Annotated in this window: 20 protein-coding genes; 6 read left to right on the top strand and 14 right to left on the bottom strand. The window is 70.0% G+C overall.

Annotation, left to right across the window (positions count from 1 at the left end):
• Nucleotides 1–83: 83 nt before the first annotated feature.
• The 5 genes from OHN74_RS19445 to OHN74_RS19465 all read right to left on the bottom strand — a co-directional run bounded on the left by OHN74_RS19445 (nucleotide 84) and on the right by OHN74_RS19465 (nucleotide 8,145).
• Nucleotides 84–956 carry an alpha/beta hydrolase gene (locus OHN74_RS19445; protein ID WP_327695825.1) on the bottom strand — a complete coding sequence of 291 codons (873 nt, stop codon included), beginning with the start codon at nucleotides 954–956 and terminating at the stop codon, nucleotides 84–86.
• 230 nt (nucleotides 957–1,186) lie between these two features.
• Nucleotides 1,187–4,264: an FG-GAP-like repeat-containing protein gene (locus tag OHN74_RS19450; RefSeq protein WP_327695826.1), complete on the bottom strand. Its 3,078-nt coding sequence runs from the start codon at nucleotides 4,262–4,264 to the stop codon at nucleotides 1,187–1,189.
• 120 nt (nucleotides 4,265–4,384) lie between these two features.
• A complete protein-coding gene (kynU, locus tag OHN74_RS19455; protein WP_327695827.1) occupies nucleotides 4,385–5,602 on the bottom strand; it encodes a kynureninase in 1,218 nt (405 codons plus the stop codon).
• Nucleotides 5,595–6,440, bottom strand: a complete 846-nt coding sequence (locus OHN74_RS19460; RefSeq protein ID WP_327695828.1) for a tryptophan 2,3-dioxygenase family protein — start codon at nucleotides 6,438–6,440, stop codon at nucleotides 5,595–5,597. Before OHN74_RS19460 ends, kynU begins: the two co-directional genes overlap by 8 nt.
• A gap of 208 nt (nucleotides 6,441–6,648) precedes the next feature.
• Nucleotides 6,649–8,145, bottom strand: a complete 1,497-nt coding sequence (locus OHN74_RS19465) for a hypothetical protein (protein ID WP_327695829.1) — start codon at nucleotides 8,143–8,145, stop codon at nucleotides 6,649–6,651.
• A 133-nt stretch (nucleotides 8,146–8,278) separates the two neighbouring features.
• Here OHN74_RS19465 and OHN74_RS19470 point away from each other — a divergent pair, with 133 nt between their 5' ends.
• Nucleotides 8,279–8,698 (top strand): DUF3151 domain-containing protein, encoded by a 420-nt coding sequence (locus OHN74_RS19470; protein WP_327695830.1) that lies wholly within the window; start codon nucleotides 8,279–8,281, stop codon nucleotides 8,696–8,698.
• A 39-nt stretch (nucleotides 8,699–8,737) separates the two neighbouring features.
• Here OHN74_RS19470 and OHN74_RS19475 read toward each other — a convergent pair whose 3' ends face one another.
• From OHN74_RS19475 to OHN74_RS19505, 7 genes are all read right to left on the bottom strand, one after another.
• Nucleotides 8,738–10,231, bottom strand: a complete 1,494-nt coding sequence (locus OHN74_RS19475) for an MFS transporter (protein ID WP_327695831.1) — start codon at nucleotides 10,229–10,231, stop codon at nucleotides 8,738–8,740.
• Between the two features lie 87 nt (nucleotides 10,232–10,318).
• Entirely contained in the window at nucleotides 10,319–11,350 is a 1,032-nt protein-coding gene (fbaA, locus tag OHN74_RS19480; RefSeq protein WP_327695832.1) for a class II fructose-bisphosphate aldolase, read from the bottom strand.
• A 201-nt stretch (nucleotides 11,351–11,551) separates the two neighbouring features.
• On the bottom strand, nucleotides 11,552–12,133 hold the full coding sequence (pyrE, locus tag OHN74_RS19485) for an orotate phosphoribosyltransferase (protein ID WP_327695833.1): 582 nt from the start codon (nucleotides 12,131–12,133) through the stop codon (nucleotides 11,552–11,554).
• A 23-nt stretch (nucleotides 12,134–12,156) separates the two neighbouring features.
• The gene (locus OHN74_RS19490) at nucleotides 12,157–12,957 is read right to left on the bottom strand and encodes an aldose epimerase family protein (RefSeq protein ID WP_327695834.1); all 801 of its coding nucleotides are present in this window, start codon (nucleotides 12,955–12,957) and stop codon (nucleotides 12,157–12,159) included.
• Between the two features lie 56 nt (nucleotides 12,958–13,013).
• Nucleotides 13,014–13,865, bottom strand: coding sequence for a carbon monoxide dehydrogenase subunit G (locus tag OHN74_RS19495; protein WP_327695835.1), 852 nt, complete (start codon nucleotides 13,863–13,865; stop codon nucleotides 13,014–13,016).
• A gap of 95 nt (nucleotides 13,866–13,960) precedes the next feature.
• Nucleotides 13,961–15,592 carry a polyamine aminopropyltransferase gene (locus OHN74_RS19500; RefSeq protein ID WP_327695836.1) on the bottom strand — a complete coding sequence of 544 codons (1,632 nt, stop codon included), beginning with the start codon at nucleotides 15,590–15,592 and terminating at the stop codon, nucleotides 13,961–13,963.
• 190 nt (nucleotides 15,593–15,782) lie between these two features.
• Nucleotides 15,783–16,301 carry a DUF2617 family protein gene (locus OHN74_RS19505; RefSeq protein WP_327695837.1) on the bottom strand — a complete coding sequence of 173 codons (519 nt, stop codon included), beginning with the start codon at nucleotides 16,299–16,301 and terminating at the stop codon, nucleotides 15,783–15,785.
• Nucleotides 16,302–17,176: 875 nt separating this feature from the next.
• Between OHN74_RS19505 and OHN74_RS19510 the strand changes: the two genes are divergently transcribed.
• From OHN74_RS19510 to OHN74_RS19525, 4 genes are all read left to right on the top strand, one after another.
• On the top strand, nucleotides 17,177–18,382 hold the full coding sequence (locus tag OHN74_RS19510) for a pyridoxal phosphate-dependent aminotransferase (RefSeq protein ID WP_327695838.1): 1,206 nt from the start codon (nucleotides 17,177–17,179) through the stop codon (nucleotides 18,380–18,382).
• A 441-nt stretch (nucleotides 18,383–18,823) separates the two neighbouring features.
• On the top strand, nucleotides 18,824–19,252 hold the full coding sequence (locus tag OHN74_RS19515; RefSeq protein WP_327695839.1) for a hypothetical protein: 429 nt from the start codon (nucleotides 18,824–18,826) through the stop codon (nucleotides 19,250–19,252).
• A 643-nt stretch (nucleotides 19,253–19,895) separates the two neighbouring features.
• Nucleotides 19,896–20,810: an ABC transporter ATP-binding protein gene (locus OHN74_RS19520; RefSeq protein ID WP_327695840.1), complete on the top strand. Its 915-nt coding sequence runs from the start codon at nucleotides 19,896–19,898 to the stop codon at nucleotides 20,808–20,810.
• Nucleotides 20,807–21,673 (top strand): hypothetical protein, encoded by an 867-nt coding sequence (locus OHN74_RS19525; protein WP_327695841.1) that lies wholly within the window; start codon nucleotides 20,807–20,809, stop codon nucleotides 21,671–21,673. The genes OHN74_RS19520 and OHN74_RS19525 overlap by 4 nt, the downstream gene beginning before the upstream one ends.
• 473 nt (nucleotides 21,674–22,146) lie before the next feature.
• Here the strand turns inward: OHN74_RS19525 and OHN74_RS19530 are convergent, their stop codons facing one another.
• Nucleotides 22,147–22,500: a prevent-host-death family protein gene (locus OHN74_RS19530; protein WP_327695842.1), complete on the bottom strand. Its 354-nt coding sequence runs from the start codon at nucleotides 22,498–22,500 to the stop codon at nucleotides 22,147–22,149.
• 261 nt (nucleotides 22,501–22,761) lie between these two features.
• Here OHN74_RS19530 and OHN74_RS19535 point away from each other — a divergent pair, with 261 nt between their 5' ends.
• A complete protein-coding gene (locus tag OHN74_RS19535) occupies nucleotides 22,762–23,193 on the top strand; it encodes a hypothetical protein (protein ID WP_327695843.1) in 432 nt (143 codons plus the stop codon).
• Nucleotides 23,194–23,301: 108 nt separating this feature from the next.
• On the opposite strand, the gene OHN74_RS19540 is transcribed toward OHN74_RS19535, so the two are convergent.
• On the bottom strand, nucleotides 23,302–23,835 hold the full coding sequence (locus tag OHN74_RS19540) for a YbjN domain-containing protein (protein WP_327695844.1): 534 nt from the start codon (nucleotides 23,833–23,835) through the stop codon (nucleotides 23,302–23,304).
• Nucleotides 23,836–23,837 lie beyond the last annotated feature (2 nt).

Genomic DNA, 23,837 nt, shown 5'->3' on the forward strand with positions numbered 1-23,837 from the left:
CAGGCAGCCGTCGTCCGCAGCGAGAGGGGTTCTCCGCCGTCCGTCTCAGGTACTACGGCGCCCGCGCCCTCCCCCTCCCGACCTCACCAGGCCAGCTGGGCGATCTCCTCCGCCACCACCGCGCACGCGTCCGCCACCGGGTCGATCAGCGGGAAGTGACCGACGTCCGCCAGCAGCGTCACCCCGACCACCTCACCGGCCTTCGCCGCAGCGTCCGCGTACGACTCGGCGACGATCTCCGGAACGTCGATGTCGGTGCGCCCCTGTACGAGGGTGGTCGCGATACCGGTGGGGACCAGCAGCGCCGGGTCGGCGTAGGGCTGACGCTCGGCGAACTGCCCCTCTCCGCCCAGGAGTTGACGGACGGCGTCGGAGCAGACGGCCAGCTTCTCGGCGACGGTGAAGTCCGCGATCGGGGCGAGGGCGACCACACCGCGCAGCGGGGCGGGACGGGCCAGGAACCAGGGGGCGTCGGCGGGGAGGAGGTGCCGGGCGGAGACCCACAGGGCCAGGTGTCCCCCCGCCGAGTGCCCGGTGACGACCATGCGGCGCGGGTCGGCCTGCGGAAGGTGGGCCGCCGCGAGCGCGGGCAGGGCGTCCAGCGCCGCCGCGACGTCGTCGAAGGTGTCGGGCCAGCGGCCGGCGACGGTGGGATCGTCCTCGCCCCGCCGGTACTCCACGTTGGCCACGGCGAACCCGCGCCGGGCCAGGAATCCGGCGAACGGCGTGATGTGCCGACGGTCGTACGGCGCCCGCCAGGCACCCCCGTGCAACACGACGACCAGCGGCGCGCTCTTGTCGTCCGGTCGCGACTCGGGACCGTGCGGGGCGTAGAAGTCGATCACCTGGTCGGGGTGGTCGCCGTACGCGGCGGTGGCGTCGGGTTCGACGGGCGGGTGCGAGAAGGCGGACCGCTCCTCTTCCGCCGCGCGCGCGGCCACGGCATCGTCCGGCATGCTCCAACCCCTCAGCGACGAAACGGATTTGGCGGACCGGGAGAGAACACGGCCGTTGTCGGGACGCTATCAGGCCCGGTGAGGCCCGCCGACACGCGGATGTCGCCCTCTGTGAGGGCCGAACCGATCTGCGGTGCTCGTCCCCGACCCGGCCGACCTGGCAGAACACGACCGGGCCCGGCCGCGGGGGTGGTGCGGCCGGGCCCGGTCGTGGCGGGCGGTCAGCGGGCTCAGTACAGGCCGGTGTAGCCGCTCCAGCCGGTGGCGATCCGTGTCTTCGTGCCGAAGGTGGCGGACGCCGTGCCGTTCCAGCGCCACAGGGCGCCCGCGCTGTCCCGGCCGACGAGGTCGGGACGGCCGTCACCGGTCAGATCGCCGGGTACGGCCAGGGCATTGACGCTGATGCCGCCCGCGATCCGGACCCGGGCACCGAAGGCACCCTTGCCGTTGCCGAGCCACCGCCACAGCACGCCCGCACGGTCCAGGCCGACCAAGTCGCCGATTCCGTCGGCGTTCAGGTCACCCGCACCGACCAGCCGGGTGTAGCCGCCCTGGCCCGCGACCAGCTTCACCCGCGCCTCCAGACCACCCTTGCCGTCGGCGGAGTACCGCCACAGCACACCCGCCTTGTCACGCGCGACCAGGTCGGCGCGACCGTCACCGGTCAGATCACCCGGCGACGTCAGCACGTCGTACCCGCCGAAACCGGTACCGAGCACACTGTGCGGCGGGGTCTTCGGCGTGAACGCCTTCCCGCAGATGCCGTCGTACCGGGTCAGACGCCCGGCGGAGTCCCGGACGAGGAGGTCGTTGCACGCGTCGCCGCTCAGGTCGCCGAACGGCACGAAGACCGACGAGGTGGGCCAGCCGCCGGCCAGGGCCTTGTGCGCGCTGTCGATGGTGCCGCGCCCGGTGCCCGGCTGGATCGCGAGGCGGCCCGCGCTGTCGAAGGTGACCAGGTCACCGATGCCGTCCCGGCCGAAGTCATGACGCTCCGGCGAGCGGACCGACACCGACTTGTCGTAGAGCACCGTGTCCGTCGTCGTCGCCGTGCCGTTCGCCGCCCGGGCGGTCAGCTTCACCCGGTAGGTGCCGGTACGGACCAGTGTCCCGTTCTCCGCGAGCCCGTCCCAGGTCGCGGCGATCTTCCCGCTCGCCGGGCCGCCGGTGAACGTCCGCACCACGGCGCCGGCGGAGTTCGCGACCGTCAGCTTCCAGCTCGCGGCCGGCCGGCTCACGTGCCACACGCCCGCGAAGACGTCACCCTGGCGCAGATCGACCGAGGCGGGAACGGTCGCGTCGGTCGCCGTGAGCGGGGAGGTGGTCACCTGCGGCCACTTCACCGTCACGTCACCGGACGCCGTCAGGTAGGCGACCGGACCGCCGAACCGGTCCACGTTCCAGAACCGGCCACGCAGATCGGCCGGAGCGTGCGGCGGAGACGGCAGCGGACCGAGGTCCTCCGTACGGACCTGGTTGGAGGGGACCGCGCCCTTCAGGTACGTGATCAGCAGCTTGCCGGCGTCCTCGTCCTGGGAGACCAGGTAGCCGTCGCCGAGCCGTGCGAAGCCCTGCGGCACCTCCTGCTCCACGTGTGTCTTCTGGTCGTAGACGCCCGCCGGTTTGCCCGGTCCGCAGGACCAGTAGACGTACCGGCCCACCACCTGCAGATCCGACAGAAGGCAGTTGCCGAGGGACGGGCTGTCCAGCTTCCGCATCGACGGCAGCGAGAACCTCTCGAAGACGGTCCGGCCCGACGAGTCGGGCCGGACCGTCCACAGGGTGTTCCCCCACAGGGCGACGGCCGACCAGTCGCCGGAGGACAGCACCTTGCTCCCGTCCCGCACCTGCTGAGTGCCCCCTGCCCGGACCACCGAGTACGAACCGGACGCCGCCAGAACCGCCGACACCTTGTCGTCCGAGTGACGGACGGTGCCCTCTCCCGTACCGGTGAAGCGCAGGCACTCGCCGCGGCACGTGACGTGGACGGGGCTGCCGAAGGGGTCCTGCACCTCGTATCCGAGGTCGCCCAGGTTCTCCGGCGGTGCGGCGGTCAGCGTGCCGTCGGCGGTGAGGGAGAGCGCGGAGGCCGTGAGATCGGTGCTGGAACCGTCCGACCGCTCGGTGCCGAGCAGCACCCGCCCCTGGTCGACCGCGACGCCGCCGACCTCGTACTCCGAGACGGCGGGAAACGGCACCACCGGTTCGGCGACCGGGGTCCCGTCCGGGCCCAGGGCGATGCGCTGGAGCGCCCAGTGCTCCGCGTCCGTACCGCCCTGAATGTAGAAACCGCCGTCGTCGCCGTCGACGAAACTGCCGTTCGCGGCGGCCAGCACCGTCCGGGGTGCGCCTCCGGTCACCGGCACCGCGAGGATCGCGCTGGGGGTGGTGTCCGGATTCGCCGGGTACACCAGCCAGTCGCCGAGCGCGCGAGCCTGGCGGACGACGGGAGCCGGAAGATCCACCAGATGACCGGGCACCTCCGGGTGCCGGCGGTCGACGACGTACGCGCGTATGGAGCGGAAGGCCTTGTCCACAGCCATGAAGTACACCGTGTCGCCGGCCAGGTGGGGGCTCTCCAGGACACCGAAGTCGTCGCTCGGAACGTATTTCACCGAGGCGGTGTCGAAGTCGAGCAGCACGGTGCGCCAGGGGGTGCCACCGCCGACCGGCTGGTACCAGAACGCGGCCCCCCGTGTGTCCGACGCCCCCTCCTCGTTGACGTTCCCGGCGAAGTCGTCCGCGACACCGGTCACGGGCCGGTCGACCGGCTGCCCGCCTCCCTTCGGCACCTCCAGCAGGTGGAGCGTCCACTTCCCACCGATCTTGCGGGAGACCAGCAGGCGGCTCTCGGCGAAGACATGGCTGACCCGGTCATCGGGCGCCAGGGAGAACCGCGTCACCGCGCCGGTGGAGTAACGCCGGATCTGGTACACGTTCGATGTCCCGGAAACACGTTCCAGCCCGAGGCCACCGTTGTACGCGTACGTGGTCACGTAGGGCGTCGACCTGGTCGAGCCGTCGTGGCCGACCCAGGTCGCCAGGTTGCCGAAATTCGGCTCCCCGCCCGCGACCAGGTACCCCGTGCCGTCCGCGGCGGCCAGGGCCACGGCCCGGGGCCAGTCCCGGTGCGGGCCGGTCAGCGTGACGGATGGCATGTCCCCGCTGTCGGCGGCCACGGCGGGCCCGGACGCGAGTTGCAGCAGCCCGGCCACCAAGGCCAGGGCCGCCGCGACCGGGACGACCCCGGCCCTCGACCGGCTTCTTCTCGACTTCGTACGCGGAGTCGTGCCTCTCACGCTTCCCACCCCCGTCGTGTTCCTTCAGCCCATTTCCGTCCCGTCAGACTCACGCCGAAGCACAGACGTTGTACGGGTGGGGCACAGGAATCAGCGGGGGGTGGATCACGCCTGCCGCGGCCGGGTCCGTCAGCCGGCCACGACCTCGCCCAGTACCCGGGCCGCCCGCTCCACGTCCGCGAACCCGACGTACAGCGGTGTGAACCCGAACCGCAGTACGTCCGGCCGCCGGAAGTCGCCGACGACTCCCCGCTCGATGAGCCGGCTCATGACCTCCCCCGCGTCCTCGCACCGCAGCGCGATCTGACTCCCGCGCTCGGCATGCGCGTCCGGCGTCACCGACTCGACGCGCCCCTCCGGGACGTACTCGTCGACGCACTCCAGGAAGAAGTCGGTCAGGGCGAGGGACTTGGCCCGTACGGCGTCGATGCCGACCCCCTCCCACACCTCCAGAGCCGACTCCAGGGCGAGCATCGAGAGGATGTCCGGCGTACCGACCCGCCCCCGCGTCGCACCCGGGGCGGGGGCGTACTCGGGCCGCATGCCGAAGGGGTCGGCGTGCGAGGTCCAGCCGGGCAGGGGCGAGTCGAACCGCTCCTGGTGTGCCTGGTTCACGTACAGGTAGGCGGGCGAACCGGGCCCGCCGTTCAGGTACTTGTACGTGCACCCCACGGCGAGGTCCACCCCGTGCTCGTCCAGCCCGACCGGCAGGGCGCCCGCGCTGTGGCACAGGTCCCAGACGGCCAGGGCACCGGACTTGTGGATCGCGGCCGTGAGGGCGGGCAGGTCGTGCAGCCGGCCGGTGCGGTAGTCGACGTGGTTGAGCAGGACAGCGGCGGTACGCTCACTCAACTCCCGGGGTACGGCGCCCGGTTCGAGCGCACGCAGGGTGCAGCCGGTCATCCGGGCGGCGGACTCGGCGATGTATCCGTCGGTGGGAAAGGTGTTGGCGTCGACGAGAATCTCGTCACGGCCGGCTCCCGCCAGCCTGACGGCCCCCACAAGTGCCTTGAAGACATTGACACTTGTCGAGTCACCGACGACGACCTGCCCGGCCGCCGCACCCACCAGCGGAGCGATACGGTCACCGATCCGCTCGGGCGCGGTCCACCACCCGCTCTCGTCCCAGGACCGGATGCGCAGCTCGCCCCACTCCCGGCGCACTACGTCGTCGAGCCGGCCGGGGACGGACGCGGGCAGCGCGCCGAGCGAGTTCCCGTCCAGGTAGGTGACACCGAAGTCGAGCACGAACTGCGCGCGTACCTTGGCGAGTTCGTCGCGCGAGTCCAGCTCCCGGGCCAGATCGTCCTTTGCGGGCAGCAGCTTGGGGGCAGGCAGCTCAGACATGGGACCTCGCCGTCCACAGCTCGGGGAACACGTTCTTCTGCGCCCGCTTCTCCAGCCAGGCCACCCCGGCGGAGCCGCCCGTACCGGCCTTGGCGCCCATGGCCCGCCGGGTGGCGACGAGATGGTCGTTGCGCCAACGCCACACCAGCTCGGCCACGTCCGTCAACGCCTCGCCGAGGCGCGCGAGTTCGGCCTCGGGGTCACCGGAGTAGAGCGCGGTCCAGGCGGCCTCGACCTCGGCCGACGGCTCGTACCGCTGGGACACGTCCCGGGACAGGACGGCGTCCGGGACGGGGTACCCGCGCCGTGCGAGCAGCCCCAACACCTCGTCGTACAGGCTCGGTTCGTGCAGCGCCTTCTCCAACTCGGCGTACACGCGCGGTGCGGCCCGATGGGGCACGAGCATCGACGCGGACTTCTCACCGAGCAGGAACTCCATCCGCCGGTACATCGCGGACTGGAACCCGGAACCCTCACCGAGGGCGGCGCGGTACGAGTTGAACTGGGCGGGGGTGAGCTGGGCGAGGGGGCGCCACGAGGCGTTGAGCGCGTCCAGCTCACGCACGGAACGCTTGAGCGCGGCGACGGCGGTGGGGACGTCATCGCCGCGCAGAGCCTTCGCGGCGGTCTCCCACTCGTGCACGATGACCGTGAACCACAACTCCATGACCTGGGTGGTCACCAGGAAGACCATCTCGCCGGGGTCGTCGGAGAGGGTGTGCTGGAGGTGGGTGAGGACATCGGCCTGGACGTAGTCCTCGTACGGGGTGGTACCGGCGAAGTCGAGATGCGGGGTCTCGGGCTCCGAAGCCTCGGGGGGCTGAGCCTGGAGGGACATCGCTGTCTCCTGTTGTACTCCGGGTAGCGGTCCGCCCCTGCCGAATTCCGACACGGGGGCCCCGGTCCCCGGGGCATTCAACACAATCGTGCCCCGGATCCGCAAGGCTCGCCCGTTCACAGGCAGGCCTTGCGGATCATGCGTACAGACAGGGGACTACCGGCCGAGCGCCTGGGCCACAACCGTCACCGGACGCGCGAGATGTTCGTCAATGTCTCGATCTGCCCTCATCAGCCAGGACAGAGGGCTCCCCGGCTGCCCGCTCGGCAGAGTGGTGACACACCCCACGCAACCGCCCTCCGCGACTGAACTCCACTTGCAACGTATCCGCGTCCATGGCGCCCGCGGCCCGCCTTTCCCGCACGATTTCCTCCACGGACAGCAAAGACAGATCGATCATGAAAGCCTGCTGCCCGCCGGCTTGCGCGGCCAATTGCCTCGTATCCGTATCCGAATCCGAATCCATATCTGTGGTGCCACCCATGGTGATCGCCGCAGCAGAACCGTCACGCGCGTCTCGACCGCCTACCGCACTGTCCTCCGGTTCGCCGACGGCAAGGAAGCGCCCCGTTCCCGACAGCAGAAGGCCGAGTGGGGTGTGGTCCTCCGCACCGGCGGAACGTGCCGCCCGCACTGCCGACTCCAGGCCGGCGACCGTCACACACCGGCCGACATCAGCCTGATCCGCCGCATCCTCCGCAGCCGCCAGTCCACGGATCACCACTTCCATGAACGGCACCAACTGCTCACGGTTCATCCTGCGATGGCGGGCTTCCTCTGTCCATCCTCGGACGGAGGTCGGGTCGAACCAGATCAGATGAGGGGTCCAGTCCGCGTCGAAGCGGATGTATCCACGAGGCAGTGGCACCCATTTGACGCTGTGCGAGTCACTGCGCGGCGGGCAGAGAGGCAATCGCGTCGGGCGCCGGTCCGCACCGGGCCCGGGCCGCAGCCCGTCCGCCTCCTCCTGAAAGATCACGTCGGCCTTTTCCCGAAACGCGTCGTACTCGCTCTTGTCCGTATAGATCGCAATAAGCAGTGTCTGCGGCGCACGGCGCTGCAGACACTGCCTCAGCTCCCACAGGGTTCCCTCAGAAGTACCCGCGGCGAGGAGCACCATTCGGGCGTCGTCAATGAGGGAGGCCACCGTCGGCTGCCAGTCGTTCAGGGGCAGATACAGCCTCGCGGCTCCCAACAAGGGGAGTGCTTCGTCCGGCTGGCCGACGGCAATCACCCGCGCCAGTCTGTTGAAGGCACGGGAGATGCCCTCCTCAACGGTGCGGGTGCTGGTGTTGACGAGAGAACCTCCCACCTGCTGAAACCGGCTGAAGGCGTGCGGCATCGCTGCCCCCTTCACGTCGGATGTGAAAGGCCGGAGGTACAACACGTAGGGTCCACGCTTCGCGTCCGCCATCGTCCGCACCACCGGCACACTGTGACGGCGCCCGCGTCGTCTGAGTCTGCGACCACCCAGAAGCGACGCGGCACCGAACGCGATGACCGCTCCCACAACCAGCACGCGGTACCACAGCGGCTCGGTGACGCCCAACGGCGAGAGAATTGTCCGCGTGCGACTGACACCCGCGATGAAGGACAGCGCGCCCAAGACTGACAAGAAGGTGCCGGCCAAGCGCATGGCCCAGCCTAAGAGCCTGTGTTGACGTCGTCGCGGCGCGCCAAAGATTCTGGTTTCGTCCCCGGTCATGCGATCTGGCTACCAAGCGAGACATCATGATCACAAGCTGAATGGTGTGGTCACCGCAGAACCCGCACGGCGACCCGCACGGCGCTGACCACGGGCGCCCCGGAGGACTGTCCCCAAGTGGCAGACTGCTTCCATGACGACGCACAGGAACCTGCTCGGTGGCCCGGAGCCGACATATCTGCCGGAGAACGAAGAGGCGTATCACCTGCTCAGTGAGGAGTCCCTCGCGCCGGCCGAGGTCGCGGCGAAGCATCCGACGTTCTCGCTCGCTTGGGCAACGCTCGCGGACGACGCGTTCGAGGCGGGGCGAGTGATCGAGTCGTACGCCTATGCGCGCACCGGCTATCACCGCGGTCTGGACGCTCTGCGCCGGGCCGGTTGGAAAGGACACGGCCCCATCCCCTGGGACCACCGGGCCAACCGCGGGTTTCTTCGCTGCCTCGGAGCCCTCGCTCGTGCCGCCGGCGAGATCAACGAGAAGGACGAGACGGAGCGTTGCTGGCAGTTCCTTCAGGACAGCAGCGCCGAGGCGTACGCCGAGCTGAAGCGGTAGGGCGGAGCGCGTCCGAGGGTCCGGACGGCGGGGGCGGGATCAAGGGCGGTCACCTTTCACCGTGCCCGCTTCCTCCGCCGTACTCACCCCTTCCAACGGCGGAGCCGTAACACACCCGTGCGTCCGGCACTCCGGGGTCGCACACCCCACCTCCGGCCTCCGCACCGTCACGAACGCCAGCACCGACCCCACCACCAACACCCCCGCACACACCACCATCGCCCGCCCGAACGCCTCGTCGAACGCCGTCCCCGACCGGTACGCCTCCTCCCCCATCCCCGTCACCAGCGGCAACGCGGCCACCGCCACCAACCCCGCCGCCCGCGCCGCCGCGTTGTTGACCCCGCTCGCCAGCCCCGCCCGTTCCGTCCCCACCGACGCCAGCACGCTCGACGTGAGCGGCGCGACCAGTGTCACCAGGCCCAGCCCGAGCACCAGCACGGCGGGCAGCACATCGGCGACGTACGACGCCCCCGGCCCCACCCGCAGCATCAGCAGCATCCCCGCCGCACACAGCAGCGGCCCGACCGTGAGCGGCACGCGCGGGCCGATCCGCTCCGCCAGCTGCCCCGAGCGCGCCGACAGCAGCAGCATCAGGGCGGTCGTCGGCAGCAGGGCCGTACCGGCGCCCAGGGCCGAGTAACCGGCCACCACCTGCAACTGGAGCGCGGAGAGGAAGAAGAAGCCACCCAGGCCCGCGTAGACGCACAGGGTGACCAGGTTGACGGCCGTGAACTGGCGCGAGGCGAAGATGTCCAGCGGCATCATCGCGTCCTGGGCGCGCCGCCGCTCGACGTACACGAAGGCCACCCCCACCGCGACCCCCACCACCGCCGCGAGGACCACGACCACGGAACCGGACCTGGCCTCGATCAGCGCGTACGTCACCAGAGCGAGCGCCAGGGCCCCCAGGACCGCGCCGAGGACGTCGAAGCGCCCGTGCACCGCCCGGCCGTCGCCGGACTCGGGAACATGACGTACGGCGATGGGGACGCAGAACAGCGCCACCGGCACGTTCAGCAGGAACACCCACCGCCAGCCCGGACCGTCCACCAGCCAGCCGCCCAGGAACGGCCCCACGGCCGCGCCGATGCCCCCGAAGCCGGACCACAGACCGACCGCCCGCCCCCGGTCGTCGGCGTGGAAGGAGGCCTGGATGATGGCCAGGGAGCCGGGGGTGAGGAGCGCGCCGCCGATGCCCTGCAGGGCGCGGGCGGCGACGAGGACACCGGCGTTCGGGGCGAGGCCGCAGAGCAGCGAGGCGACGGCGAACCACACCACGCCGACCACGAAGACCCTGCGGCGGCCGTACCGGTCCCCGAGCGAACCGCCCAGCAGGATCAGCCCGGCCAGCGTCAGCATGTACGCGTTGACCGTCCACTGGAGGGCGGCCAGATCGGCGTCGAGGTCGCGGCCGATGCGTGGCAGCGCGACGTTCACGACGGTCGAGTCCAGCAGGGCCATGCTGGAGCCGAGGACGGTGGTGAGGAGGATCCACCTGCCCTGGGGCGAGGCGAGGCGTACGTCCGACATGCCCCCAGGTATACAGCGAGCCCGGCGCGGGAAACAGCCGCCGGGCTCGCGGAAACCCACCTCTCGGGAGAGAGCCGGGTTACTTGGTTACTTGATCTTCGTACCGGCCGACCGCAGGTCCTGCGTGGCCACGACGACTCGCGCGGCCATGCTCGCCTCGGCCAGCTTGCCCCACGTCCGCGGGTCGTACGTCGACTTGGAGCCGACCTCGCCGTCGACCTTCAGGACGCCGTCGTAGTTGCGGAACATGTGGTCGGCGACGGGACGCGTGAAGGCGTACTGGGTGTCGGTGTCGAGGTTCATCTTCACGACGCCGTTCTCCAGCGCGGTGGCGATCTCCTCCGCCGAGGAGCCGGAGCCGCCGTGGAAGACGAAGTCGAACGGCTGGGAGCCGGCCGGCCGGCCGTACTTCGCGGCGACGCCCTCGTTCAGTTCCTTGAGGAGGTCGGGGCGCAGAACGACGTTGCCCGGCTTGTACACGCCGTGGACGTTGCCGAAGGACGCGGCCAGCAGGTAGCGGCCCTTCTCACCGAGGCCGAGGGCCTCGACCGTACGTAGGGCGTCGTCGACGGTGGTGTAGAGGGAGTCGTTGATCTCGTGCGAGACACCGTCCTCCTCGCCACCGGTCGGCGTGATCTCGACCTCAAGGATGATCTTCGCGGCGACGGCGCGGGCCAGCAGCTCCTGCGCGATGGAGAGGTTGTCGGCGAGGGTCTCGGCGGAACCGTCCCACATGTGGGACTGGAACAGCGGGTTGCGGCCCGCCTTCACGCGCTCCTCGGAGACCGCGAGCAGCGGACGTACGTACCCGTCGAGCTTGTCCTTGGGGCAGTGGTCCGTGTGCAGGGCGACCGTGACCGGGTACTTCTCGGCGACGATGTGCGCGAACTCGGCCAGGGCGACGGAACCGGTGACCATTTCCTTGCTGTACTGACCGCCGAGGAACTCCGCACCACCCGTCGAGATCTGGATGATGCCGTCGCTCTCCGCCTCCGCGAAGCCGCGCAGGGCAGCGTGCAGGGTCTGGGTCGAGGTCACGTTGATGGCCGGGTAGGCGAACTTGCCTGCCTTTGCCCGGTCAAGCATTTCGCTGTAGACCTCAGGGGTTGCGATGGGCATGTGTCCGCTCCTCGTGATGTGCGGGTTGGCGATCTGAAGATCTGGCGTACTGCGTACCTGCGGCCCTGACCTAGACCCGGTTGCGAGACCTGGGAAGCGACGTCATCGTCGACCCCATCTTTCCAGACGTTTCGCCCGGTACTGAGTCCGGTGTTCGTCAGGTGGGACGCCCGGTACCCGGTCGAGCCCTCGGCCGGGGCCTCAGTCCAGGCCCAGGTCACTCTTCGAGTACGCGAAGAGGTACGGCACCCCGGCGCCCTGCTCGATCTTCTCGGCGGCACCCGTCGCCCGGTCGACGATGGTCGCCACGCCCACCACCTCGGCGCCCGCCTCGCGCACGGCCGCCACGGCGGTGAGCGGCGAGTCGCCGGTCGTGGACGTGTCCTCGACGACCAGCACGCGCCGCCCCTCGATGCTCGGCCCCTCGACACGCTTCTGCATCCCGTGCGCCTTGGCCGCCTTGCGCACGACGAACGCGTCGAGGCGCTGCCCGCGAGCTGCGGCGGCGTGCATCATGGCCGTCCCGACCGGGTCGGCCCCCATCGTCAGCCCGCCCACGGCGTCGAAGTCGAGCCCCGCCTCGGCCGCCAGGTCGAGCAGCACCTGCCCGACCAGCGGCGCGGCCTGGCCGTCGAGGGTGACGAGGCGGAGGTCGATGTAGTAGTCGGCCTCAAGACCCGACGACAGGGTCACCCTGCCGTGCACGACGGCCTTGTCCTTGATCTGCCGCAGCAGCGCGCCGCGTACGTCTACGTCGTTGTCGTTGTCAATGCCTGCACTCATGGCAGCCAGCCTAGACGGGGTCGTCAGAGGGCTCGCCAGCTCCACGTCATCGTGGCTTCCAGGGGCTCGATGGGCGTGACGAGACGCGGCAGGGTGTTCAGCCCGTTGGGCGGCCCGGTCTGCGGTTCCACGCACACGGCTGCGTCCTGCTCGTCGTACACGACGACCCATTCCTCGGGGCTGGTCACCTTCAGCTCCAGGCGCTGCGGCCAGGTGAGGGTGACGTCGACACCGCCGGGCATGCCGAAGCAGTCGTCCCAGGGGCCGGGCTTCGGGTCGACACGCTTCCCGGTGGGCAGGTGGTCGTCGCCGCGCTCCTCCTGCCATGCGGGCGTGAAGGCGACCTGCACCTCCGCCGGTGCGTCCGCCCCGCCGAGGTTCCGGTTGAACCAGGGGTGCCAGCCGATCTGCGCCGGGAAGGAATCGCCGTACGTCTCCACGGACATGGTGAGCGTGAGGGAGTCGGGGGTCAGCGCGACGAGTTGGGTGACGCGCCCGGCGTAGGGCCAGGGCTCCACGAGGTCGTACGTGATCACGGCCTCGTCGGCGGTGGTGCGGGCGACGCGCCAGGCGCCGTCGCGGACGGTGCCGTGGATGGCGTGCGGCGGGGCGTTGAGGGGGAGTTGGCGTACGGTGCCGCCGTCGAAGAAGCGTCCGTCCCGGGTGCGCCCGCACCAGGGGACCATCGGAAAGCAGCCGAACCGCTCTCCCTGCCGCAGCAGTTCGACCCCGTCGACGCGCAGCCCTCCGACCCGGCCGCCGTTCCCCGGCTGCACGGTCACCTCCGCGTCACCCGCGGCCAGCGTGATCTCAGCGTTACTCACGCGTCGACCCTACCGGCCTCCTCACCCCGCGTTCGCAGCCGAGGCCCCCCACCGCATCAGCGCCGTTTCCGCAGCACCCGCCCGACCACGATCGCCGACGCCACCACCAACGCCGCAGCAGGCGCCGCCCACCTCAACGTGACGTTCCCCGACACCTGCTCCGGCGGCGGCACCGGGGCATACCGCCCCCGAGGCGGCGCATGGTCCACTTCCTCCGCGCTGCGCCCGATCATCGTCCGACGCGCGTGCGCGGCCTCGGCAGGCGGCTCACCGGCATCCGTGAACCGCTCGGAGACCTGCTCCCCCTCGCCGAGGACACCGTCGTCGAGCGCGCCAGGATCGTGCGGAACGTCGACGTCGGGAACCGGGATCTCCACCACCGCCGGAGGCTCCTCGATCACCCCGGACGACCCGACCTCCTCCGAGCCCTCCAGCCCTTCCGACTCCCCGGCAACCTCCCCCAGGCCCTCCCCGAACCGCCGCAACAACCGCGTCCCCGCCGCGGCGACCGCGTCCGGGGGAAGGCCGGCCACGCGCCCGTCCGCGGTCACCGCGCCCCCGAACACCAACGCGGAACCGCTCCCGTCCTCGATCCCCCGCACCCGCAACGTCAGCGCCAGCTTCACCGACCCACCACCGCGGACCTCGACGGCGTCACCCTCCACGAGGTAGACCCACTCCCCGTCGTCCTGGCCTTCCGCGACAGCGGCAGCGACCCGCAGCGACCCGCGATACGTGATCGTGTGCCCCCCGACACGCACCTTCAGCCGCCCGGCGACCCCGGTGGCCGCGGGATCGGTGCCCGCGTCCTGCTGGAGTCCGGGGACCGCCCGGGCGATGCGCGCGGGGTCGGCGAGCACGTCCCTCAGCCGCTCCGCCGGAACCGGAACGAACACCTCATGGTCCATAAATCCCGAGGGTACCCAGCACGGCCCGCACCGCACCCGTGCATCCGGGGATTCCGAAGGGATCCCCGGGATCCGCACCCGGGCGGCCCACCCGCTCAGTAACGCGGATGCACCAACGTCGAAGCCCGCAGCCCCACCACCCGCATACGCGCCGCAGCCCGCGCGTCCGCCGCCAGCCCCGCCTGGGTGAGCGTCCGCAGCCGAGGCACGGTGGGCCCGTCCACCCGCAGCCGGGGCGCGGGCCCTTTGGCCGTCGCCAGCACGAACCCCCAGTCCTGCGGAGCCCGCACCGCCCCCACCCCAGCCCCAGCCCCCGTACGGTCCGGTCCGGCCACGCGATACGGCACCGTCCGCAGTCCGGCGGCCCGGATGGTCGTCTCGACGGTCCAGAACGCGTCCGGCCGGGCGGAGACCGGCCCGCCGTGCACGACCAGCCGGCCGCCGTCGGTCAGCACCTGCCGCGCCAGCCCGTAGAACTCCTGCGAGTACAGCTTCGTACTCGCCGTGATGCCCGGATCCGGCAGATCCGAGACGACCACGTCGTACGCGGCCCGCGCGCCGCGCAGCAGCCCGAAGGCGTCCGCCGTCGTGACATGGACGCGCGGGTCGTCGAACGCGTGTGCGTTCAGTGCGGCGAGGGCCGGGTCCCGGCGCGCCAGCGACACCACGCCCGCGTCGAGTGCGACGACGTCCACCCGCCGTACGCCCGGGTGGCGCAGCACCTCCCGCGTGGCGAGCCCGTCGCCGCCGCCGAGGACGAGCACGCGCGCGTGCGGGCCGTCCATCGCGGGGTGGACGAGCGCCTCGTCGTAACGCCGCTCGTCACGCCCGCCGACCCGCAGCCGTCCGTCCAGGAACAGGTTCAGCGGCCGGCCGTCCGTGCCGCCCGTGAGAACGACCTCCTGTACGCCGGTCCGCAGCGCCACGCGTACGTCGTCGCCGTACATCGCGTGCCGGGCGGCGCGTTCGAAGTCGTCGACGAGTACGGCCGCGGCGGCCAGGACTCCGATCACGGTCAGGTTGGCCACCACCAGCAGCCAGCGTCCGCGCCGGGTGAGGTCCCGCCGGAACAGGCCGAGGACGAGGGCGCCGCCCACGAGCGCGTTGACCGTGCCGGTGAGCAGGGCGCCGGTGAGCTGGCCGAGCCACGGGAGGAGGAGGAAGGGGAAGGCCAGGCCACCGACCAGGGCGCCCACGTAGTCGGCGGCGAACAGGTCGGCGACGGCGCCGCCCGCGTCCTGGCGGCGGATGCGCTGGATCAGCTCCATGAGCAGCGGCACCTCGGTGCCGATCAGCAGACCGATGACGAGGGAGAAGGTGACGAGGAGGACGCGCGGGCCGTTCGCCCACGGGCCGCCCCAGTCGCCGGTCCACGCGAACACCGCGTACAGGGCCATCGCGCTGCATCCGCCGACCAGCGCGAGCGCCGCCTCGACCGCGGCGAAGCCGGCCGCGGCACGGCAGCGCAGGCGTTTCGCGGCGAGCGAGCCGATGCCCATCGCGAACACCATCACGGAGAGCACGACGGACGCCTGGGTGACCGAGTCGCCGATCAGGTACGAGGCGAGCGCGACGAGTTCCAGCTCGTACACCAGTCCGCAGGCCGCACAGACGAAGGCACCGGCGAGGACCAGGAACCGGCCGGCGCCGGGCCGGACGGGCAGCCGCGTGGGACCGCCCCAGGACGGAGGGCTGCCCGGCGGGGCCGGCACCTGCGGTTCGATCACGCTGGGAACGCTACGTCACACCCCGGGTACGCTTCGTCACCCACACGTGTGGTCTCTGTTTACGCGGAGGAAGCCGGTGTGAAGCTCCGGATCCGCCGCCGCCCACCGCTCGTCGCCCGCCGCTCGTCGCCCAGGAGACCGCCGTCGCGCGGAAGTCCGTCACCGCCCGCAGTCCGTGGCCCGGAAGGCCTCAGAGGGCCGCCGCCACCCGTACCCCGACCCGCGTCCTGGTCGCCACCAGCTGCCCGTCCTGCGGATAGGCGTGCCAGGTCCGCCAGTGCACCTGCCCCTCGTGCCGCTGGGCCAGCATCGCGGTGAAGGCGTGCGGGCTGCCGGGGAAGACGCCGGCCAGGCCGTGGGGATGGTCGGCGACCAGGGCCAGCAGTTCCTGGGCACGCCCGGCGAACGATCCCGGCGACAGAACCTCGACTCTCGCAGCGAACTCGTACTCCCAGTCGTCGATCCGTTTGGCGACGCCGAGCGGGAGGGGCGTGCTGGAACCCGGGATGCACGCGACCGTCTCCGAACAGATGCCCTGTCGCTCCTCCAGGAGCACCTGGTGGGAGGCGCCGAGGAGTCTCAACTGGAGTTTTGCGTCCGCCAGTTCGAGGTCGAGGGTGGCGAGGGCGGGCAACGGCTCCCGGCCCAGGGCCCAGGCCAGGTCGGCCGCGCGCGTGTCGGTGTAGGCGGTGTTCAGGGTCGTGAGCATGGATCGGCTCCGCTAGCACGCAAAGGGAGGGAGGTCAGGCTGAGCAAGGTGTGGACGAGCAAGGTGTGGAGGAGCGAGGTGTTGATGAACGAGGTGGGGGTCCGGTGTACACCGGTCGACACGGGTCGACACCGGAAGATCAGCCCAGTCAGAGGAACGTCCAGGGACAGGGGACGTCCGAGGGGCTGTGTTGGTGATGTAGAGGGAATCATGAACGGTGGCGCCGCCACAGCGTTTTTACCCAACTTCGTGGGGTTTCCATCCCTCAGAGGGCTTCACAGCTCAATTGTTCAATCGCGGCGTACGCCCGAGCGTGCGAAGGAAGCCCGCAAGCGGGCGTACGAACGCCCGCCGGTACGACGTGTACGCACGTCGTACCGGCGGGCGCTCACCCCGCGGTCCGGATACGGTTCCCCCCTCCGGAGCTCAGCTGCCCCGTGTCAGCTGCCTCCACCGCATCCGCCCCCGCCTCCCCCGCAGGACGATCCGCCGCCACAGGACGAGCTTCCTCCGCAGGAGGAACTCGAACCGCACGACGAGCTGCTCCCCGAGTCACCGGAACTGCTGGAGCCCGCCGCTCCCCCGGCCCACCAGCTGTCGCTCCCCCGGCTCCGCCGCCCCCGCCGGTAGTGCGCCGTCTGGACCCGCTGCCGGCTCCCCCGGGAAGCCCGGACCACCGCGGTCAGCACGCTCGCCGCGATGAACAAGCCCACCAGGATGACAAGGGCGATGATGGCTACGACCATGACGTCACCCTCCTTTCGTTCCCCCGAGGCGGCCCCCCGTGGGCACCTCGCCGTCTTGCGTGACGGGGGGATGCCCGCTCGTCTCACCTGCCAAAGCAGAGTTGAGGAAGTCCAGAGCTTCGGCGCAGGATGACGACCATGACCAGCAGCGCACGCCCCTTCCTCAACCGCCGGCTCGCCGAGTTCGGGACGACGATCTTCGCCGAGATGTCGGCGCTCGCCGTCGCCACCGGCTCGATCAACCTCGGCCAGGGTTTCCCGGACACCGACGGCCCCGAGGAGATTCGCGAGGCTGCCGTGCGGGCGCTGCGCGACGGCCGCGGCAACCAGTACCCGCCCGGTCCGGGCGTCCCCGAGCTGCGTACGGCGATCGCCGCGCACCAGCAGCGCCGGTACGCACTCTCCTACGACCCCGACCGCGAGGTCCTGGTGACGGCGGGCGCGACGGAGGCCATCGCGGCGACCCTGCTGGCGCTGCTGGAGCCGGGCGACGAGGTGATCGCCCTGGAGCCCTACTACGACTCCTACGCGGCGTGCATCGCGATGGCGGGCGCCGCGCGGGTGCCGGTCACACTGCGCCCGCACGAGGGCGCGTTCCGCCTTGACCTGGACGAGCTGCGGGCTGCGGTGACGCCCCGCACCCGTCTCCTCCTGATCAACACCCCGCACAACCCGACGGGCACGGTCCTGACCCGCGAGGAGCTGACCGCCATCGCGCAGCTCGCCGTGGAGCGCGACCTGCTGGTGGTCACCGACGAGGTGTACGAGCACCTGGTCTTCGACGACGCCGGGCATCTGCCGCTGGCCTCCTTCCCCGGGATGCGCGAACGGACGGTCTCTATCGGGAGCGCCGGGAAGACGTTTTCGTTCACCGGTTGGAAAGTGGGCTGGGTCACATCCACACCGGACCTGGTCACGGCGGTCCGCTCGGCGAAGCAGTTCCTGACGTACGTGGCGTCCGGCCCGTTCCAGTACGCGGTGGCGGAGGCGCTGTCCCTCCCGGACACGTACTTCGAGGCGTTCCGCGAGGACATGCGGCACAAGCGGGACCTGCTGTCGACCGGCCTCACCGAGGCGGGCTTCAAGGTCTTCAACCCCTCGGGCACGTACTTCATCACCACCGACATCCGCCCCCTCGGCACCGCGCTGTCCGAAGGCGGCGACGGCTTCGCCTTCTGCCGCGCCCTACCGCAACGGGCCGGCGTGGTCGCCATCCCGAACGCGGTCTTCTACGACCACCGGGACGAGGGCGCACCGTTCGTACGGTTCGCGTTCTGCAAACGGACAGACGTTCTCGACGAGGCTGTAGCCCGCCTCAAGAGGCTCGCCGCCTGAGATCGCGCCGACCAAGGTCTCCACCGCCGCCCACCGCCGCAAAGGTGGGCTTATGACTGAATTGCGCCCGTCGTCGCAGCAGCGGGGAAGACTCATTCAAGCCAGGCAATGCGAAGGCAAAGTGACCCCAAAGGGGCTTCTCCGCAGGTCCGACCGCAGGGACGGACGTGAGCCCGCTCTCCCTGTTGGCCAATTCCATGACGGCCGAGCAGTCCACATGGTGGTCAAGTGATCGATTTGAAGATAGTGTGCAGGCGTGCCGGGCACTCGAAGACCGAGTGGCCAAGCATCATCGGATTCCCCATTGACCGTGAGGAATCCGGAAGAAGTTCTGTAATCGGGGGAAAGAAGTCCGGGGGGACCTTTCGGTTTCCACGCCTGTGCAGGTCGCCCACATGGGCTCCGCCCCCTTGCGACGACGCAAGGCAAGGTGTAATTCGAATGAATCGCAATACTCTGCGAATGGCGGCGGTTTCGGCCGTCACCGCCGTCACTCTCGGCGGGGCCGCCGGCCTGGCCCAGGCCTCCGAGGCCCGTGCAGCCACGCCTCAGACCGTCTCGGTCACGCAGCAGGTCGAGGCCCAGCAGGCCGCACGCAGCCTGCTGGCGAGCCCGCTGGCAGTCGACCTCACGGCCGCCGAGCGGACCGCGCTGAACGCGATTGCCAGTGGTGAGCGCGCGGAGACCCGCATCAGCTGGAGCGCCATCAGGGCCGCCTTCAGCAGGGTCGCCGGCTTCGCCAGGGCCATCGCGGGCACGTACACGAAGTTCAAGGAGTGGCACGACGCCCTGTCCTGGTGGCAGAAGGCCCCGCTGAGGGCCATCACCCCGGGTCTGACGCTCCTTGACATCTACAACGCCCTCCACTGACGACAGCCGATCAGGGGACTCTTTCACTCGCACTCTCTGACCGAGTGATCTGACCGAGTGAGTGGCGTGGGTGGGGTTCGCCCAGGTGGACCCCACCCGCGTGAGGCCAAGGAAACGATGGAGCATCAAGGATGACCGACAGTAAGCCCCCCCGGGCCATCACCGAAGGCGCGTGGGCGCTGCCCCTTCTGACTCTCGCGCCATTGGCCGCCATCAGGCTCCTCGCGGACCCTTCCACGCCATGGCTCACCATTTCCTGGGGGATATTTACTCTGTCTGTCCTCTTGGTGGCCATTGGATGGACGACGGTGTTCCGTCGCGGAATGCGCGGGTCCGCAGCATGGGGCACGTGCATTCTTGTGCGCGTCGTTCTGGTCTGGCAGCTCATTTCTCTCGTGCGGCAATAGGCCAGGACCGGCACAATCGCGCACTTTCGCCACACAGCCAAAGAAGGTGTATCGGGGGAAGAAGCCCGGAGGGCCTTTCGGTTTCCACGCCTGTTCAGGCTCTCGTGCGGACTCCCTCCCCCTTGCGATGACGCAATAGAAGCGTACATGAACCGAAGCAATCTGAGTACGGCTGCTTTTTTTGGTCAAGGCTCCACCGACCGGCCGGTTGGCCGACCGTTTGAAGGATTCACGCAGTGAAGAAGGGTGACGCACTCGTCGAGGCCAAGAGCCTCGGTCTTTCCTTCGGGTCCAAACGGGTCGTGGATGACGTCTCGCTGACCCTGCGCGCCGGTGAGGTGACCGGCTTCGTCGGAGCCAACGGAGCGGGCAAGACGACGACGATCCAGCTCATGCTGGGCCTCTTGCGGGGCGAAGGGCAAACCCTCTTCCTCGGCAGACCGCTGCACGAGTGGGGCGCACCCGGGACTGTCGTCGGCGCGGTACTGGGAGGTGTTGCGGGCCATCCCCAGCACCGCCTGCGCGCACATCTGCGCATGGTGGCCGCCGGATCAGCGGTGCCGGATGAACGCGTCGACGAGTTGCTGGAGACTGTCGGACTGGCCGATGCCGCCCGGCTGAAGCTGTCCGAACTGTCCCTGGGTATGGCCCAGCGCGCGGGCATCGCGCAGGCACTGCTGGGTGATCCGCCCGTGCTGGTTCTCGACGAGCCCGCGAACGGACTCGATCCCCATTCGATCCGCTGGCTGCGGGAGTTCCTGCGTGATCAGGCGGCGCAGGGCCGGGCGGTGCTGGTGTCCAGTCACCTTCTCGGGGAGATGGAACAGTTGGCCGATCAGGCGGTGGTGCTGAGCCTTGGCCGGGTCGTGGCAGCCGTGCCGATGACCGAGGTGCTGGAACGGGCCGCCGGCCAACGTGTGGTGATCATAGAGGCGCCAGAACTGCCCGCACTGACCCGGCTGCTGGCAGAGCACGGCGGGCGTCTCTCTCCCACCGGCGGACAGGGCGCGACCGTCACGGGGCTGGACCGTGTGCAGATCGGCACGCTCGCCATGAAAGCCGGGGTTCCGCTGTACTGGCTGCAAGAGGAAAAGCCATCTCTGGAGGACTTCTATCTGGGCGTAGCGGAAGAGGAGTTCAGGATCTCGTGACATCTGTCGTACTGAAGGCTCCGGTTGTCGTCCGGCCCGTTGAAGCGTTTCGCAGGGCATGCCGGTATGAATGGCGGCATCTGACCGAATTGCGCTCGACATGGATCCTGCTCGGCGTGGTGGCGTTCCTGAGTCTGCTGACCGGGATCACGGTCCTGCTCGACCTGCGCGGACAAAACACGGTCAGCTCCGCGACCGTGGCGGACACGATCGCGTGGACCCCGCTGGCGACGCAGATCCCGGCCCTGTGCTTCTTCGTGCTGGTGCTGGGTACCGGGCCGGTCTCGACCGACCTGTTGTCGGGCGCCGGACGGACAACCTGGCTGACTGTGAACGGGCGTCGCACCGCATATGCGGCAAAGTGCGCGGTCGGCTTCACCGTTGGCTCCGGTGTGGCCGCCATCAGCGCACTGACGGGAGCGCTCTCCTGCGCGGTGACCCTGGCGGTGGCCGGTGCCCCCCAGCCGGCATGGACAGAGATCCTCGCGCCTGCCGCACGGTTCGTCGGGTGGATGGGGTGCTGGGCGCTGCTCTGCATGGCCCTGGTCGCAGTGCTGCGAAGCCGTATCGCCTCTGTCCTGTTCCTGGTCCTGTGGCCACTTCTCGGTGAGCGCCTCACCGGCGCACTGCTCGGATACGTCCCGGGGCTGGAGAGCGTGAAGGACTGGCTGCCGTTCGCGGCTGGGCGAGCGATGCTCACCGATCTGTCGACCGTCTCGGGCGAGGACAAGGCCTTTGCGCAAGCACTGGTCGGCTCCCACCTGTCCACGCCGGTCGCTGTAGCCGTGTTCTTCCTGTATACGGCGGCCCTTACGGCTGCGGGGCTGTGGGCGTACTGCCGGAGAGACGCCCGAGCGGGCTGACTGGATCTTCCGTCCCGCGGCGCGCCGACAGAGATCGATTTTCGCTACGCCACCGGACGACCACCGCGGACGAACGACCCGGCATCCGCTCGCTCAGAGAAGCCGGGCCGTTTCCCCAAAGGACTGATTACTCGGTGTCTTTGGGATGCCTGGTCGATGCGTAGACGAGGACGACAGTCGAGGCCTCCGGGCTGACCAGGTATCGCACCCTGCCGCCACTCGTGATCTCGTACTCCCACTGTTCCAGACGGAGCCCTTCCATTCCCTGGTGGCGTGCCTGCCGCGAAGCTGGTGCTGACGGTTCCAGTTGGCACGCGACAGCGGGTCCGTGCGAAGGGCTTCCAGGCAGCGATGCGCGTTCGGCAACGCCACCCGACACAACTCCTCCCAACCGGTCGCGGCCTCCGTCGTTCCGTGGACGACGTTCCAGCCGCTCAGCGGAGGGACGCTGACCCGGTCGCCTTTCTTCGGGCTCACCCGTGCACCTCGACCGGGCCGAGGTCGACGTCACCAAGCGGACGGAGGGCTTGCCTGAGCTGGTCAGGGTCGGCGTTGATGCGGGCGGTTGCCCGCCACGAGACGATCGCTCGGTGCACAGCCTCCCTGGCACCCAGCTCAGCGGCGTCGGACAGTGCGTCCAGGAGTTCGACGGTGAATTCCCGGACTTCTTCGTCGTCCAGGTGACGCACCCATGGGAACACCTCGGGCAGCGCGAGCAGAAGCGACCTGGCACCACCGTCCTGCTTCATCAGGGCAAGGAACAGCCGGGACGCGGTGGTCAGGTTCTCCTCGCTGCGCTCGGCGTGTATGGCGGTGGTCAGCACCATGTCGGGCGCATCTCGATGCGTGACACGCAGGCATCCCAGGGCGGCAGCCCTCGCGGCGACCGCCTTCGGGTTCCGGGATGCCCGGCGGCCTCAGGGGCGGTGGCGGCCGACCTTCAACTCACCTATGAACGCGGGGCAGGACGGTATGGGCGGGGTGCGCCAGCAATCCGTAACGTCGCGGAGTCACAGCATTCAGCCCCGCTGGCACAGTCGCTTCCCGAAGCGGGGGCCGGACGGCGCCCCGTGCCGAGAGGAGCCATCGTGCCCACAGCTACGAAGAGCAGATTCGGTCTGGCCCTGCTCGCCACCGGTGCCGTTGTCGCCGGCACACTCGCGCTCGCGCCGCCGGCAGGCGCCGCAGGCGGCTCGTGCTCCGGGCCAGGACCGACGGTAAACGGATACGCGACGGTCTACTGCGACACCTACGTCACTGCCAGTGTCACCCAGGGCAGCACTCCCTACGAGGGCGACTCCCGTGAGGTCGGCATCCTCTACGCGGGCCACAACTGGTTCGTGTGCCAGATCAAGGGCCGGGAGAACCCGGTGATCCAGGGCGCCCACAACAACTGGTGGCTGGAGACCCTGGCCGATGTCGTCACGCGTCCCGGCGCCTCCGGGTGGGGCTCCTTCCCCGCCACCGCCGTGGTCCAGGGCGGCGACTGGGAGCCCGTCCCCGGCGTGCCCATCTGCTGACCGGAACGGGACGGGCAGGCCCAGAGACGGGTAGGCCCGGAAACGGCGAGAGCCCGGCCTTCCCGGCCGGGCTCCTCCATGCACACATACACAGCCGTACAGACAGGACTACTCCGCGTCGTCCTCGGGCTTCTCGTCGGCGTCCTCGGCGTCCGGCTCCAGGCCGAGCTGCTCGACGAGCCACTTGTCGAACTCGATCGCGGCGCGCACCCAGCTCACCGTCGATGACACGAAGTGCTCCAGGCTGACGCCCGTCCCGATCAGCATCTGTGCCTCGCCGATCAGGCGGACGGTGCCGTCGTCGTGCGTGTGGCTGTACACCTTGGGCCACAGGGTCCGGCGGTTCCAGTCGTCGATCGACTCAAGAAGCGCGGGCTTCTCCTCGATCGGGTGGGACCGGTCGTAGAACGTCCGCACCGAGAAGACCTGCTGGTCACCCTCGCCACGGAACATGAAGTACGTGCGGAACTGCTCCCACGGCGCCGCGAGGTCACCCTCGTCGTCGACGACGTACTTCAGCTCCATCTGTTCCAGGAGCTGCTTCACAAGGTCCTGGTCCGGGACGACGGGGCCTGCCGGTCCTTGCTGCTGCGGCTCGGGCTGGCCCCCGAAGTTCGGAATCGAGGACGGGTCGATGGTCACCG

The sequence above is a fragment of the Streptomyces sp. NBC_00459 genome (assembly GCF_036013955.1).
Lineage (GTDB): Bacteria > Actinomycetota > Actinomycetes > Streptomycetales > Streptomycetaceae > Streptomyces.